The 15,112-nt window shown below is 42.0% G+C and carries 19 protein-coding genes; 6 read left to right on the top strand and 13 right to left on the bottom strand.

Annotated elements, in window-relative coordinates:
- Positions 1-478, top strand: a 478-nt coding sequence (locus NML76_RS05860) for an LPXTG cell wall anchor domain-containing protein (protein WP_254732970.1), incomplete at its 5' end; no start/stop codon positions are given.
- Positions 479-971: 493 nt separating this feature from the next.
- Here NML76_RS05860 and NML76_RS05855 read toward each other — a convergent pair.
- The 3 genes from NML76_RS05855 to NML76_RS05845 all read right to left on the bottom strand — a co-directional run bounded on the left by NML76_RS05855 (position 972) and on the right by NML76_RS05845 (position 3,232).
- Entirely contained in the window at positions 972-1,703 is a 732-nt protein-coding gene (locus NML76_RS05855; protein WP_254732968.1) for a cyclase family protein, read from the bottom strand.
- A gap of 12 nt (positions 1,704-1,715) precedes the next feature.
- Positions 1,716-2,858, bottom strand: coding sequence for a 5-methyltetrahydropteroyltriglutamate--homocysteine S-methyltransferase (locus tag NML76_RS05850; protein ID WP_254732966.1), 1,143 nt, complete (start codon positions 2,856-2,858; stop codon positions 1,716-1,718).
- Between the two features lie 161 nt (positions 2,859-3,019).
- Positions 3,020-3,232: a YdbC family protein gene (locus NML76_RS05845; protein WP_003002541.1), complete on the bottom strand. Its 213-nt coding sequence runs from the start codon at positions 3,230-3,232 to the stop codon at positions 3,020-3,022.
- A 90-nt stretch (positions 3,233-3,322) separates the two neighbouring features.
- Between NML76_RS05845 and NML76_RS05840 the strand changes: the two genes are divergently transcribed.
- Positions 3,323-3,655 carry a hypothetical protein gene (locus tag NML76_RS05840; protein ID WP_003008097.1) on the top strand — a complete coding sequence of 111 codons (333 nt, stop codon included), beginning with the start codon at positions 3,323-3,325 and terminating at the stop codon, positions 3,653-3,655.
- A gap of 15 nt (positions 3,656-3,670) precedes the next feature.
- Here the strand turns inward: NML76_RS05840 and NML76_RS05835 are convergent, their stop codons facing one another.
- Together NML76_RS05835 and NML76_RS05830 are read right to left on the bottom strand one after the other, a co-directional pair.
- Positions 3,671-4,957 (bottom strand): U32 family peptidase, encoded by a 1,287-nt coding sequence (locus NML76_RS05835; RefSeq protein WP_003002878.1) that lies wholly within the window; start codon positions 4,955-4,957, stop codon positions 3,671-3,673.
- 96 nt (positions 4,958-5,053) lie between these two features.
- Positions 5,054-5,983 carry a peptidase U32 family protein gene (locus NML76_RS05830; RefSeq protein WP_045759685.1) on the bottom strand — a complete coding sequence of 310 codons (930 nt, stop codon included), beginning with the start codon at positions 5,981-5,983 and terminating at the stop codon, positions 5,054-5,056.
- A gap of 129 nt (positions 5,984-6,112) precedes the next feature.
- Here NML76_RS05830 and NML76_RS05825 point away from each other — a divergent pair, with 129 nt between their 5' ends.
- Positions 6,113-6,406, top strand: coding sequence for a DUF3270 family protein (locus NML76_RS05825; RefSeq protein WP_201088058.1), 294 nt, complete (start codon positions 6,113-6,115; stop codon positions 6,404-6,406).
- Between the two features lie 507 nt (positions 6,407-6,913).
- On the opposite strand, the gene NML76_RS05820 is transcribed toward NML76_RS05825, so the two are convergent.
- The 8 genes from NML76_RS05820 to NML76_RS05785 form a co-directional block, all read right to left on the bottom strand.
- Positions 6,914-7,372 carry a YtxH domain-containing protein gene (locus tag NML76_RS05820; RefSeq protein ID WP_254732964.1) on the bottom strand — a complete coding sequence of 153 codons (459 nt, stop codon included), beginning with the start codon at positions 7,370-7,372 and terminating at the stop codon, positions 6,914-6,916.
- A 14-nt stretch (positions 7,373-7,386) separates the two neighbouring features.
- Positions 7,387-7,770 (bottom strand): DUF948 domain-containing protein, encoded by a 384-nt coding sequence (locus tag NML76_RS05815; protein ID WP_031573975.1) that lies wholly within the window; start codon positions 7,768-7,770, stop codon positions 7,387-7,389.
- A 3-nt stretch (positions 7,771-7,773) separates the two neighbouring features.
- Positions 7,774-8,556, bottom strand: a complete 783-nt coding sequence (gene lgt, locus NML76_RS05810; RefSeq protein WP_254727076.1) for a prolipoprotein diacylglyceryl transferase — start codon at positions 8,554-8,556, stop codon at positions 7,774-7,776.
- Entirely contained in the window at positions 8,553-9,485 is a 933-nt protein-coding gene (hprK, locus tag NML76_RS05805) for an HPr(Ser) kinase/phosphatase (RefSeq protein ID WP_003008114.1), read from the bottom strand. Before hprK ends, lgt begins: the two co-directional genes overlap by 4 nt.
- Positions 9,486-9,657: 172 nt before the next feature.
- Complete coding sequence (locus tag NML76_RS05800; protein ID WP_229042337.1) at positions 9,658-9,924, bottom strand: hypothetical protein; 267 nt, start codon at positions 9,922-9,924, stop codon at positions 9,658-9,660.
- Positions 9,925-10,044: 120 nt separating this feature from the next.
- Positions 10,045-10,326 (bottom strand): PspC domain-containing protein, encoded by a 282-nt coding sequence (locus NML76_RS05795; RefSeq protein ID WP_031573964.1) that lies wholly within the window; start codon positions 10,324-10,326, stop codon positions 10,045-10,047.
- 74 nt (positions 10,327-10,400) lie between these two features.
- Positions 10,401-10,856: a SprT family protein gene (locus NML76_RS05790; protein ID WP_031573961.1), complete on the bottom strand. Its 456-nt coding sequence runs from the start codon at positions 10,854-10,856 to the stop codon at positions 10,401-10,403.
- Complete coding sequence (locus NML76_RS05785) at positions 10,843-12,969, bottom strand: Tex family protein (RefSeq protein WP_254732962.1); 2,127 nt, start codon at positions 12,967-12,969, stop codon at positions 10,843-10,845. Before NML76_RS05785 ends, NML76_RS05790 begins: the two co-directional genes overlap by 14 nt.
- Positions 12,970-13,148: 179 nt before the next feature.
- Between NML76_RS05785 and NML76_RS05780 the strand changes: the two genes are divergently transcribed.
- From NML76_RS05780 to NML76_RS05770, 3 genes are read left to right on the top strand one after another with little or no spacing between them, the layout of a single operon-like run.
- Positions 13,149-13,298 carry an SPJ_0845 family protein gene (locus NML76_RS05780; RefSeq protein ID WP_173018773.1) on the top strand — a complete coding sequence of 50 codons (150 nt, stop codon included), beginning with the start codon at positions 13,149-13,151 and terminating at the stop codon, positions 13,296-13,298.
- Positions 13,298-14,203 (top strand): permease, encoded by a 906-nt coding sequence (locus NML76_RS05775; protein ID WP_014713646.1) that lies wholly within the window; start codon positions 13,298-13,300, stop codon positions 14,201-14,203. The genes NML76_RS05780 and NML76_RS05775 overlap by 1 nt, the downstream gene beginning before the upstream one ends.
- Positions 14,200-15,015 (top strand): TIGR03943 family protein, encoded by an 816-nt coding sequence (locus NML76_RS05770; protein WP_254732960.1) that lies wholly within the window; start codon positions 14,200-14,202, stop codon positions 15,013-15,015. Before NML76_RS05775 ends, NML76_RS05770 begins: the two co-directional genes overlap by 4 nt.
- Positions 15,016-15,112 lie beyond the last annotated feature (97 nt).

Below are 15,112 nucleotides of genomic sequence, written 5' to 3'. Positions count from 1 at the left end.
AGAGCCGACTACCACAACTACTACGACTCAAGAGCCGACTACTACAACCACTACGGTAACAACTACTGATGAACCTAAGACTACTTCAACTACAACTGAGGAGCCTAAGACCACAGTAACGACTACCGATGAGCCTAAGATTACGGTAACAACTACCGATGAACCTAAGAATACTCCAACTACAACACCAGAAGAACCAGAAAACCATAATGGTAGTGAGGAAGACACAACAACCACTACGACTACAACTGTAGAACCTAAGACTTCTTCATCTACAACAGAAAATCCAAATAAACCTGACCATTCTGGTACCACAACGACACCAAGTGCGCCAGGTTCAAATGGTGGAAACAATGGAGGAGGTCGCAAAACACTTCTTCCAAATACAGGTGAAGTTGTGGCATCTGGACTCGTCTTCTCTGGAATTCTTGTCTTAGCAGGTGCTGTTGGAACCAAACGGAAATTGACTCGTCAATAATTTATTCATTAAAAATAGTCAATTTTCTAACGAAATAGATTTTCAATGCATCTTAACAAATAGTTCAACTAACAAAGAGAGAAACTTTTAGCTCTCTCTGATTGATAAAAAGAGGCTGGGACAAAAGTCCTAGCCTCTCAATTATTTTTGGATTGTCGAGCAAGACGCAGTGGTTGAGTGGGCTCTACTACGCTGATTTCATCAGCTTTTACAGCCCTACTCAACTGTGCGGAGGTGGGACGACGAAATCGAATTCTAACGAATTACCGATTTCTGTCCCACTCTCTTTTCTTTGTGTAAGCCCTATAAAGATTTGGCTTACATCGGTTCGTCTACATCTCAAAACATTGGCAAAATAATTAACGAAAATTCCTTTTTATTTTTTCTAGATCAGTTTTTTAGATGGAATATCAGATGATAACGAAAATAGTTTCGAAAATACAAAAAGACAAACGTCCAAATGTGACGTCTGTCTTCAAGCTTATTTCTTTGTTTATGGTAAGATGGCAATGGCACGGACAGGTGAACCAGTTGCCTTGTCCCAGTGAGGGAAAGCAATCGAAATCAAGGCACCTACAGCTGGAACTTGATCCAATTGATTCAAAACCTCAACTTGGTAGATATTTTGTTCCAAGAGGTAGTATTCATTGACCAAGCCATGCTCTGCTGCTGGAATACCTGCATCGGTATCAAAGGTTTCATGACCCACAGCCTTGACATGGCGTTCATGAATCAAGAATTCCAAGGCTTCACGGCTCCATCCTGGACTTTGTTGAACCCCATTTTCATCCAGGTTGCGCATAGCATCTTGATCAGGCCAACGTTTTGACCAATCACTACGGAAGGCAACAAAAGCACCCTCGGCAATTTGTCCATGCTCTGCCTCAAAGTCTAAGATATCTTGTTTGCTCAAGATAAAGTTTGGATTAGCTGCAACTTCTTTAGACTTGTCGATAACATAGAGTGGCAAGAGGAGATCTTTGAGGTCAATCTCATCCAACCAACGGCCACCTTCAACAAAGTGAATCGGTGCATCAATATGCGTTCCGTATTGACCAACCACTGTAAATTTTTGTACATGGAAGCCATCTTTTAATGTGAAAATGTCTTCTTGTTGCAAGGCAGGAAGAGCTGGAAAGTGTGGACTTTCCGCATTGATTTGGTGACTCAAGTCCACCCATTTTTTAGCTTGCAATTCTTTATAAATACTTAGTAAATCTGACATGTTTCTTCCTCCTTATTCGCCCCAAACTTCAGCGACAATTTCCTTAATCAAACCGATTTTTTTCCATTGGTCTTCTTCTGTCAAAATGTTTCCTTCTTCTGTCGAAGCAAAGCCACACTGAGTAGACAGGTAAAGATTTTCCAACGGTACATACTGACTTGCTTCTTTAATACGAGCAATCACTTCGTCCTTATTCTCCAATTGACCACTCTTAGATGTCAAGAGGCCTAATACCACACCTTTTCCAGGAGTTACTTCTGCAAGTGGTTCAAAACCACCAGCCCGATCAGTATCAAACTCTAGGAAGTAAGCATTGACGGCTTCTTCTCCAAGAAGTTCTTTGGCAATCGGCGCATAGCCACCTGATGAAGCCCAAGTAGAATGGAAGTTCCCACGACAAACGTGCGTATTGACGGTCAAACCAGCTGGAACATTTTGGTAGACATCGTTGTTAAAGGTCAAGAAGAGATCAGCGAGTTCTCGGCGAACCTCATCTTTTGACTTGCCTTGAGCTGCTCCCCAAGCCGTCAAGAAATTATCATCTACCAAGACACCCCAAGTACAATCATCTACTTGAAGAGTCCGAAGACCTGCATCATACAAATCTTGAATCACTTGAAGATAGGCTTGCTTGATGTCTTCACGAACAGCCGCAAAATCAGGATAGATGGTATTTAATTGTTCTACATGCTCTGCATCACGGATCAATTCAAAATAGAATTGCGCAGGTGCTGGAATGGTATATTTAGCCTCTACACCATCTACATCTGCTACAAGATCCCGCAAGAACTTGTAATGCTCTACAAATGGATGATTGGCTCCTGTGATTTTTCCAACGACAAGTGCTGAGTCCGCCTTGGTTGTTTCATCATGGAATTGATAGCCTTGAGCAGCTTGGACATGATCAATGCCCCCAAAGCCCCAGAAGAAATCCAAATGCCAATAAGCACGGCGAAATTCTCCATCTGTTACTGACTTCAGACCAGCAGCAATTTCTTTTTCAACGAGGTCACGAATCGCCTGATCTTCTACTTTTGTTAAGTCAGCCTGACTGATTTGTCCAGCTGCGAAATCTTCACGAGCCTGAACCAAAGTAGCTGGACGAAGAAATGAACCAACATGGTCAACGCGATAAGGTGCATGTGCATGTGTCAATATGAATCCCTCTTTCCTATAAGTTTTACATTAATTCATCAATGCAACCATTATAGCAGTCCAATACTTGATAAACAAGGGTTTGGGATAATCTAATATCTTTGATATCTATATAGCCTTAGACTATAACAAAAAAAGAAGTCCTTGAAGGACCCCTTTTCTTAATTTTTAAATGCATCGAGCATGACTTGGAACTCTTCGTTCGTGAGTGTAATGCCTTTTCCCATCTTTGTATGGTCGGGACTCCAGGTCCGGATATCATACTTAGCAGGAGCACCATTAAAACTCACACGGTTCAATTCTTTGGTCCAACCCTTGTCATTTTCTGACAAGACCAGCAAATGTTCTTCGATTTGGAATGAAAATTCTGCCATTTCACGACTCCTTTCTCGCCTTCTCATCTCTAATATTCGTAAATCATTTACAAAATCGTTGAAATTATCTATAATATATTGTATCAAGTTATGGAGAATTTAGCTATGAAAAAATTTCTCGAGATCGTTAAAGACCGAGCAAATGAATTTTTCAATGGAAAAGTCAGTACCCCTGCCCCATTAGAAGATGAGAGAATTATTGACATCATTCAACAAGCATTGCGAAAAAAACAAGGGGTACATGTTATTTTTTCAAACAAGAGTTTTACAGGCGATATTGTCAAGTATGACCAAGAACGCCGACAACTGATCGTGAAAAATTTTAAAAAGAGTATGTCCACGATTATTCGGATTTCTGAGATCCAGAAAATCAGTTTGGTCCCCAATAATATTCGCATCGCCCAACAAAAAGGAGAGGTTTAACCCTCTCTTTTTTTGTTATACTCGAACAGTTTTACTTGCCCCATCTTTTGAGTAGAGATTGATTAAACCTTCCTGGCAAGAACGAATCATATCTCCTGGCTTGACTTCTTGTGGAACGGTGATCGTGAGAAGCTCCATCGGATTTGGTGCGCGATCAATCTTCACTCCATCCTTATCATGCAAGTCTTGGATCTGGCATTCAAAATGACGGAAGCCTGGTCCGTAGAATTCCACTTGGTCGCCTTCATTGATGACATTCCGTTGGCGAATCGTCGCAGTCATGGTAGATGGATCAAAGTCCACCACTTCTCCTACAAATTTGTATTGAGGAATCTTACGACGTGCCCCAAACAATTGTTCATTTTCAGTCGGTGTTTGGTAGTAGAATCCAGTCGCCAATTCACGTTGAGCGACTTTCCACAATTCATTGATCAAATCATCCTTAATGGCATAAAAGGCTTCTGGACTTTCCATATAGGCATCACAAGCTGCCTTGTAACAGTTGGCAACTGTTGATACGTAATGGACAGATTTCATCCGGCCTTCGATCTTCAAACTATCAACCCCATTATCAATCATATCTGGAATATTTTCGATCATACACATGTCCACGGCTGACATAGAGTATTCTTCTGGGACTTGGCCCTTGATACTCTTGCGTTCTTGACCAAATGGCATATCGTAGAGATCGTATTTCCAACGACAAGATTGAGAACAACCACCACGGTTGGCATCCCGGTCAGACATGTGGTTAGAAAGGGTACAACGTCCGGAATAGGAAATACACATGGCTCCATGAACGAAGGCTTCGATCTCAAGATCGGTACGCTTACGGATCTCTGCCAACTCTTCCATGGATACCTCACGGGCCAAGACGACACGGGTCAAACCATATTCTTTCCAGAAATGGAAGGTCTCCACATTGGTTGCAGAAGCTTGCGTAGACAAGTGAATATTGAGTCCAGGTGCATAAGTTGCACAGATTTCAATCAAGGCAGGGTCTGAGACGATCACGGCATCAAGGCCCATATCCCGTAATTCACGGAACCATTCACCAGCCCCTTGTTCATTTCCCTCATGGGTCACCATGTTTGAAGCAACGTGCACATCCACTCCACGGGCATGAGCATACTCAATTCCTTCACGAAGCTCATCCATGGTGAAGTTTCCGGCACGGCTACGCAAACCATAGGCTTGTCCACCAACGAACACAGCGTCTGCCCCATAATTAACGGCAACTTTTAATTTTTCTAATGTTCCAGCAGGTACCAAAACCTCTGGACGTTTTTTTGTATTTGTCATGTTTTCTCCAATTTACAAGATTGTCGATATGATGAATAGCCTCTTCGTTCCCTGAAAAAGGAAAACTCACAAACGAAGAAGCCCTAGTATTATTTGTTATTTTACACGATCTGGTTCGTAATCATAGAAACCAGTATCCAAACCACGATTAGCTGGATGTAATTTGCGGATTTCTTCATCAAACAGATAGGCTTGATCCTGTGTAAATGTTCCTTTTTGAATCAAATCACGGGCCTTGACAAAGTACTCTGTAATCTTGACAAAGTTTTCACCCGGACAGTAGACACCATCGAGTTTCCAATGATCAAAGCCATGTTCTACCAACTCAGACAATTTGGTCATCATATTCAAGTCATTATTCGAGAAGATATGAGTTCCATGTTTGTCTTCATAGACCGAATAATGAGAATTTGGATCTCCTGGCTCGGCCAAGAACAGATCCCGATCTTTAGTCACAGACTCTTCTGTCTTGATAAAGTTGTAATAGTTCTGAAGTAGCGGTCGTTTCGAATGGTGAATAATGCTAGCACCATAGACCAAGACTTCTGCTGGAATCTGAAGATTCTCAGCCATTACGAATAATTCGGCAGATGGAATCTCACGAGCCAAAACAGCCTCAGAAGCTCCTGCTTGTTTTCCCCAGAAGTTGATCTGGCGGCTAGAAGTGACCATGGTTGAGGCATCGTAAATCGTTTTGAATGGATAGCCATCTCGTTTCAAGACATAAAAAACGCCCGCATCTCCGACAGTAATATAATCAGCCTGAATTTCCTTTAGAAAATCTAAGAAAGGCTTGATTGAATCCATCATCGATTGGTGCATGAGTGCATTTACAGCTACTGTCAATTCTTTGCCAGCAGCATGGACCAGTTGGGCAATTCGATTTATTTCGTCATAGCTTAAAGTTTGAGGCAATCGTAATCCGTAGTCTTTTTCACCGACATAGATTCGGTCAACCCCTGCATCAATCAGGGCTTGCGCTTGCTCAACACTCTCTGCTGTTGCTGTAATAATAATATTTTTCATAGAACCATTATAACAAAAATTCCGATATTCTAGAAAAATTTATTCATTTTGTAAAATTTGTAACATTTTTGTAACATTTATATACCTGAATTCATGATAGAATAATAGAGTACTGTTAGGAGAGAGAAAATGCCCGTAAGAAATTTAAGACACTATGAAGAAGAATTCGATTATATCGAATTAACCAAACAAACCCAAGAAACCCCTATTCAGGACTATGCTCCTGAAGTTGAACCCGCACCCCAATTAAGTGAATTGCTATATTTTTTAAATATCGCTGTTTTCTGTGTGTTGACGGTTGTATTTAGTTTTATCTTTTTAGCAACAAAAATGAATACCTTCTTTGCGTTTGCTTTAGCGATTGGTTCTAGCTTTGCTAGTATTCAAGGATTCCGAATTTACTACAATAAACGAAAAAAATAAAAATCAGGTTCGCCTGATTTTTATTTACTCGAATTTTTTTAATTCCTAAGTTGTCAAATTAAGTTAGACTTTTCATGTAACTCAGAAAAACTTGGTATAGTATTTAATAATTCAAAGACTTCCTAGAAATTCTATAAGAATAAAAACTTTTTATGAGTTAAAGTTATTCAATCATCTGCTGAAACTTTCCGCCGTGAGAAAAGTGCCTGAAACATAATTGTTTCAGGCACTCGGGAGTTTTGAAACTTTAGGTTCAAAACTAATTGAACACGGGCTGCGGATTGTGTCAAAAAGATAAGTTTTCCTAGAATCAAAAGTTTCTGCGTCAAACTTCCTATTTTGACTTTATCCGCGGACGCCCTTTGTATCTTTGATAAGTCATGGAACTTCCTGGATTGCTGAAATCATCCACTGGATAATTTCACCTAACGTCCGTACTCACTTAAGGAAAGTTTCTAAGATGAATTTATCTTCAATCTGAAAAGAGGCTCACTGAGCCTCATTTTTTTATGCTTCTTTTGTATCTTCTTCAGCTGCTTCTTCAGAATCTTTTTCATCCAAGTCTAACACGATGTCTTCTGATTCTGTTTGTTTGCGAATGGATTGAACCAAGTCATTACCACTTAGATTTTCTTTTTGAAGTTTATCCTTAAATGAGTGATAGACTTCTTGAGATTTTTCAACCACATCTTGCGTCTTTTCTTTGACAGATTCCAAAACAGTTCCTGTCGTAATTTCTCCAGAACCAACTTTTTCTTTGGTTTGTTGGATCACTTCTGCTGCTTGTTTTGAAACATTCTTAGCAGTTTGTTTCACCGATTCATGTACTTCTTGAGGATCTTCTTGATAATCTTTTACGAAGCGCACCACCTTTTTAGTGACTTTCTTTCCTTGCTCTGTTGATAAATAGTAGGCTGCTGAAGCACCTGAAATCACACCAATTAATAAACTAGATAAACGTCCCATATTCTTCCTCGATTCTATTTAAATAATTTTGAAGCCATCTTAATCGCTTTTAATCCGATAGAGGCTTTCACTGTTTTTCCACCAGCTGATACAGCTTTGGAACCTAATTGACGGGCTTGATCATTCAAATCTGAAACAGACTCTGAAAGATCCGCCACGGCTGTAAAGAGTGGGTCAATCGTTGCAACTTTTTGATTCAAATCATCTGTTAAAACATTGACTTTTGCCAATAAATCATTGGTCTGGTGCAAGGTAACATTGACATCTGATGTCAAAACTTGGATCGTTTTTTGCGTCTCATCTACAACTTTTCCAATCTTTGAGAGGAAAAAAATCATATAAATGACAAGCGCTACTAAGGCAAGGCCTAAGAGGCCGTATGCAATTTCAATAAACATATGTTACTCCTTTGCTTCTACATAATAAGGGGCTTTTTTGCGACGTTGGTAAAGGATAATGGCGAGTCCAACCAGAATCAGGATCATCGACAACCACTGGGAAACACGTAAGCCCGCAAACATCAAGCTATCCGTCCGCATTCCTTCGATGATCATCCGACCAAAACCATACCAGATAAGGTAAAAGGCTGTGATCTCACCTTGCCGCAAAAATTGGGGCTTCCTTCGAAGAATCAAGATCAAAAGAAATCCTAACAGATTCCAACTGGATTCATATAAGAAGGTTGGCTGACGATAACTGCCATCTATATACATTTGGTCTCGAATAAAAGAGGGCAGGTAGTTAAGACTTTTAACAGCAGCTCCATAAGCTTCCTGGTTAAAGAAGTTTCCCCAGCGACCAATACTCTGTGCAATCATGACGCTTGGGGCCGCAATATCTAAGAAATCAATTGGCTCAATCAAGCGTCTACGAGAGAATAGATAGAGGACAAGGGCACCTGTCAAGAGGCCACCATAAATCGCGATTCCTCCGTTCCAGATAGCAAAAATCTCACCAAGGTGCTGGCTATAGTAACCCCATTCGAAAATAACGTAATAGAGTCTAGCCCCCACAATCGCAAGCGGAAAAGCGATCAAAATGAAGTCAATGATATCATCTGGATCAATTTTTTTACGGGGCGCTTCTTTCATGGAAAGATAAACGGCTAGAATCAAACCAGAGACAATACAAATCGCATACCAACGAATACTGATCGGACCTAATTGAAGGGCTACTGGATTCATTCCTTCACCTCATTTTGACTAATCAACTGGGACAAACGTTCTTCAAAGGTTTTGGTAGCATCATAGCCCATTTCTTTGGCCCGAACATTCATAGCTGCTGCTTCAATCACGACCGAAATGTTCCGACCAGTCTTCACAGGAATGCGAATCCGAGGAATGGTCACACCACCGATTTCTAACTCTTCTGCATTATTACCCAAACGATCATAAACCTGATCCTTAGCATAATTTTCCAAGTAAACAGCGATTTGGACTTGTGAAGAATCCTTGACAGCACTTGCGCCGTAGAGACTCATGACATCGATAATCCCAACACCACGGATCTCTAATAAGTGGCGTAGGATTTCAGCTGGCTCTCCCCAAAGGGTCATCTCATCTCTGGCATAGATATCAACTCGGTCATCTGCTACGAGGCGGTGACCCCGCTTGACAAGTTCCAAACCTGTCTCGCTTTTTCCGATTCCGCTATCTCCTTGGATCAAGACACCCATCCCATAAATATCCATCAAGACACCGTGTACACTCGTACGTTCTGCTAGCCGACTATCCAAATAGCTAGAAAGCTCTCCAGATAAACGACTGGTTGCAACATTGCTCTTCAAAATGGCTAGTTGCTTCTCTTCAGCAGCTCGCAACATTTCTTCTGGAATTTCTAAATTCCTCGCAACAATGATGACAGGTGTCTCTGGCTGGAACATCTTGCGCAGGACCTGATGTCGGTTGTGAGAGCTCATCTTCACCAGGTAGGACCATTCTTTCATTCCTACAAGCTGAATCCGCTCAGGTGTGTAATAGTCGAAATAGCCCGTCATTTCAAGACCTGGACGTGAAATGTCCGCAGTCGTAATTTCCTTGCTTAAGAGACTATCATCCCCATAAACAACCGATAGACGAAGCTTTTCCTGTATATCGCGAACAGTAACTGCCATATCATTCTCCCTTTTCAAATTCTCTCTCTATTATAGCAGATTTTCTCTTCAGACGAGAGCCTGAAGTGTCATTTGAAAGATCCATTTTCAACTCCTTTTTAAGGCAAGCAAAAAGAGGCCAAGACAAAGGTCTCCAACCTCTAGGAAATGATGGGAACATATGAAGAATGCTCTAGCCTTGGCCTTGCAAGAAATCTTTGATCATAGATTTGATTCCGGTAGAGACTGCATAGACCACCGCATTTGAAGGAAATGCGATCAAGCCTAGCATAAAGGTGGTAGGTCCTCCCCCCAGCAAGGACAAAACCAGATACAAAATCGGAAGAAATAAAATCGAAAACCGATAAATTTGTGGTTTTCTAGCCATTTCTGTTGGCAGAAACAAGAGGTAGAAGAGGCTATTCCAAATGCCCAGTGGAAAAAGGAGCATTCCGATCAAAACTGTTCCAACTCCTTCACCAAAAAAACGATTTAAAATGAAAAACTGTCCTATAAAACTGAAGAAGAGGTATAGAATAAAAGCAAGGTAATAGAACTTCTGCTTCACTCGGATCTCCCTTTAGAAAAATGGACTATCATTCTGATCATGAATGGGTTCAGCCTCTTTTCTTCGACGTGGTCGAGGGCCATAGTCAAACATTTCCTGCTCCTCCTCGTCCTTATATGGTAAGGTCGTATCTAACAGTAAATAGATAATCACACCGATAAAGGCATGAGAAACCGTGAAAAGAATAAACAAGAAGCGTAGGAGAGTTACGCTAAGCCCAAATTTATCAGCTAAGCCAGCTAGCACACCTGAAACCAGGCGATGTCGTTTTAATTTGTAAAATGATGTTGTCATTTGATTTTCCTCTTTCTAGTTAGACCTATTTTAGCAGAGTCGAACTGGAAAGAGATCCGCCTAAAGACCGATTCTTACTCTTGTCTCATTTCAAGAAATTGCAGGCGGCTGCGACAGCGACCGCAGGCATATTTCTTCAGATCGATTTTTCGCTTTCGTCTATACTCTTGGCCACAATGGGGACATTGATAGAGATAGATCCGCTTGACTCGCCCATTTCTACCTGGTAGAGGAGGTGTGAAACGAAGACCGTCCACTTGCTGGAGGAGTTGCTTAAAGTCTAGATCTTTATGGCGATATCCTTTACCTTGATCGTAAAGATGGTAATGGCAGAGCTCGTGGCGGACGATTTTGCGAAAGACCTCTAACCCTAAAGCTTGGTATATTTTCGGGTTGAAATCAAGGTGTCGATCCTTGGGAAAGAAACGACCTCCAGTGGTTTGAAGACGTGAATTCCACTCTGCTCGATGACGGAATTCTCTCCCAAAATCTTCCAGGGATACTTGGCGTACATACTCAGTTAGATTCATTCGGAGCTACCAAACTGAGATTGACTTTTTCGCGTTCCACATCAATCTTCTTCACCCAGACGGTTACCAAATCACCCACTGAGACGACCTGGCTTGGATGCTTGATAAACTGCTTACTCATATGGGAGATATGAATCAAGCCATCTTCGTGAATGCCAATATCGACAAAGGCTCCAAAGTCAACCACATTACGCACAACCCCTTCTAATTTTTGGCCAATATGCAGGTCTTTAATATCCAAGACATCCTGGCGGAGCACGGGTGCATCAAAGGAATCCCGCAAATCGCGACCTGGTTTTAGGAGATCGGCAATGATATCTTTCAGGGTTTCTGGGCCCAGATCCAGCTGAGTAGACATCTCCTTTATGTTCACAGTTTTTAATTTTTCATGAGCTGATGCATCGAGTTCGGTAATTTCAAGAAGCTGAAAAAGTTTTTCAACTTCCTTGTAACTTTCAGGGTGAACGCCGGTATTGTCCAAGATGTTTTTACTTTCAGGAATGCGTAAGAATCCAGCAGCCTGCTCGAAAGCCTTGGCGCCGAGGCGAGGCACTTTTTTAATCTGTGCTCGTGAAAGAATCATTCCTTCTTCTTCCCGATATTTCACAATATTTTCAGAGATGGTTTTATTGAGTCCTGCTACATGCGCTAAGAGAGAGGGACTAGCCGTATTGATATTGACCCCAACTTGGTTGACGACAGTATCTACCACAAAATCTAAACTTTCTGTCAGTTTTTTCTGATTGACATCGTGCTGGTATTGACCCACACCGATAGATTTGGCATCGATTTTCACCAATTCTGCTAGCGGATCTTGCAGGCGGCGGGCAATGGAGATGGCCGAGCGTTTTTCAACGGTTAGCTCTGGGAACTCATGACGGGCCAATTCACTAGCTGAATAGACAGATGCTCCGCTTTCATTGACAATAACATAGCGAACTCCTGGATGGTCGTGGAGGACCTCTGCGACAAAGGCCTCACTTTCACGGCTAGCTGTTCCATTTCCAATTGCAATAATCTCTACGCCAAACTCCTTGATCAAGGAGGACAGATCCTTTTTAGCCTGCTCAATCTGAGCTGGTTTTGCAGGTGCAACTGGATAGATGACCTGGGTAGCGAGCATCTTTCCTGTCTCATCGACAACAGCTAGTTTAGCACCGGTTCGAAAGGCTGGGTCAAATCCAAGGACCACGCGCCCTTTTAATGGAGGAATGAGCAATAGATTCCGTAGATTTTCAGAGAACAATTGAATGGCCCCGTCTTCTGCCACCTCCGTCAACTCTGTCCGAATCCGACGTTCAATCGCAGGAACGATTTTTTTCTTAACCGCTTGTTGAATAACCTCATCGACATAGGCATTTTTCGTTTTAAAACGAGCCTCAAAAATACGAATGATCCGATCCAGTTGGTGCTCGAATCCGACTTTGAGAACGCCCAATTTTTCCCCACGATTGAGAGCTAGAGTCCGGTAGCCTTGCATATTCTTGATCTTCTCAGAAAAATCATAATAGATTTCAAAGGTTCTCTTAGGATCTAAGCTTTCATCCTTCAAGGTTGACGTCATGAGGGAATGCCCATGAATTTCTTGATAGGTGAGGGCCCGTAATTGGGTATCCTCTGAAATAGCCTCTACCAGAATATTCACTGCACCAGCTAATGCTGCGGTTTCAGTTGGGAAGGCCTCACAGGTAAATTTCTGAGCCTCTGCTTCCAAGTCTGGACTATTTTGCAAAATGAGACGTGCCAAGGGGAAAAGTCCTGCTTCTCGGGCAATCGTCGCCTTGGTCCGCCGTTTTTCCTTATAAGGGAGATAAAGCTCTTCGACATCCGCTAATTTTTCAGCAGCCTCAATAGCCTGCTTGAGCGCCTCTGTCAGTTTGCCTTGTTCCTCAATCTTAGCAAGGACGGTTTCCTTTCGTTCAGCTAGAGCCGTTAAGGATTTGTCCCGGTCAATAATGGCCTTGATCGCTACTTCATCTAAATTTCCCGTCATATCTTTTCGATAGCGGGCAATGAAGGGAATGGTTGAGCCTTCTGCGGTCAGACTCAATACGGTATCGATTTGTTTTAAGCTAACACCCAATTCTTGGGCTATTTTTTCATATTTATCCATAGCTTCTATTATAGCATATTTTGCTGCCATCAAGGGGGGGAGATCGCCTGTTCTGGTCTCTGTTTCAGGGATTTTTCATAGAATAATTTTGACCCTATTGATCTTTCCTTTTATGCTCCATTTCCCCCTTGCTCTTTCCTTTTTGTTATAATGAAAGAAAATAAAAAGGAGGCCCAACAATGGCTATTAAATTCTCAAAAACAGATGATCTTGATAAAATGTTTGAAAACTTTGCAAGTTTTCCGGATGTAGAAAAGAAAGTAGAATTTCCTGAAGAAAAAAAGAAGGCAGAAACTGCTACAGCTAAAGAAGCAAAGAAGGTTAAGTAATGACATTCTTTCAACACCTTCCCTCTAGCGTCTTGCAGGCTGGGGCTATTTTTCTCTCGATTATTATCGAAGCCCTACCGTTTGTCCTAATCGGAAGTATCATTTCAGGGATTATTGAGGTCTATATCACCCCCGAGAGGGTCTACCGCTTTCTTCCCAAGAATAAATTTGGGCGGATCTTCTTTGGGACCTTTATCGGCTTTATCTTTCCTTCCTGTGAATGTGGAATTGTTCCCATTATCAATCGCTTTCTAGAAAAGAAAGTCCCAAGTTATACTGCTGTTCCCTTTCTGGTGACAGCACCGGTCATCAATCCCATCGTTCTCTTTGCTACCTACTCAGCCTTTGGGAATTCTGTCAAGATGGCCCTCTACCGAGCCCTTGGTTCCCTTTTGGTCGCAACGGTGCTAGGGATCTTTCTTGGTTTTATTCAGACAGATTCGATCCAAAAAGAACATCGTAAGGCTGTACATGAACATGATTTTAGGGACTTGAGCAAAGGCCAAAAGCTCTTTCAAGTCTTGGTGCAGGCGATTGATGAATTCTTTGATACGGGACGTTACCTGGTATTTGGTTGCCTCTTTGCCAGCCTCGTCCAAGTCTATGTCCCAACACGGATCCTCACTTCGATCAGTGCGACACCGGTTATTGCTATTCTCCTTCTCATGGTCTTGTCCTTTCTCCTCTCACTTTGTAGCGAGGCGGACGCCTTTGTTGGATCCTCTCTTCTCACGAGTTTTGGAGTAGCGCCTGTTCTTGCCTTTCTGGTGATTGGGCCTATGCTTGATGTCAAAAATCTCCTCATGATGAAAAATTATCTCAAAACCCGTTTTATCTGGCAATTTATCGGGATTGTGAGTGGAGTTGTGCTCCTTTATGCTTGGTTTGTGGGGGTAGTGCTATGATTCGTTTCTTGATATTAGCTGGCTATTTTGAGCTCACTATGTACCTGCAATTATCTGGTAAGCTCAATCAATACATCAACTTACACTATTCTTACTTGGCTTATATTTCCATGTTCTTGTCCTTTGTTTTAGCTCTTGTGCAGCTGATCATCTGGGTCAAGCAGATGAAGATCCACAGTCATCTCTCTAGCTTCTGGGCAAAAGTGGCGAGTATTTTCTTGCTCTGTATTCCTTTATTTGTCGGGCTATTTTTCCCTACAGTGACACTGGATTCCCAAACAGTCTCTGCCAAAGGCTACCACTTCCCGGTTGCTGCTGGTTCTTCCAAGGAAATCCAGCAGGACGAAGGAACAACTACCCAGTATCTCAAACCAGATACTAGTAGCTATTTTACCAAATCTGCCTATGAGTCAGAAATGAAGCAGGCGGCAAAGAAATATGTTGATAAAAAAGTGATCCAGGTGACCACTGAGAATTACATGGAAGTCATGGAAGTGATTTATGATTATCCTGACCAATTTGCAGGAAAGACGATCGAGCTGACCGGCTTTGTTTACAATGACCCCAATAACAAGAACAGCCAATTTCTCTTTCGCTTTGGGATCATCCACTGTATCGCAGATTCCGGAGTCTACGGTCTCTTAACGACGGGGGCTCCGCAGCATTTCGAAAACAATACCTGGATCCACGCTAAAGGAACCTTGTCCATTGAATACCACAAGCAGCTCAAGCAAAGCTTGCCTGTCCTTCACATTAGCGATTGCCAGACTATTACAAAACCGGATAATCCTTATGTCTACCGCGTATTCTGATGGAGCTTCCGTTGTAGATCCAAACATCTTATAACTGTTCAAGCTAGAATCCACATTGATTCTAGCTTTTTCTATGCCTTCCTCTCAAATCCTCTCA

The organism is Streptococcus sp. CF8_Ac1-9 (genome assembly GCF_024295565.1).
GTDB lineage: Bacteria > Bacillota > Bacilli > Lactobacillales > Streptococcaceae > Streptococcus > Streptococcus parasanguinis_X.
This window is presented reverse-complemented; position numbering and strand designations above follow the sequence as displayed.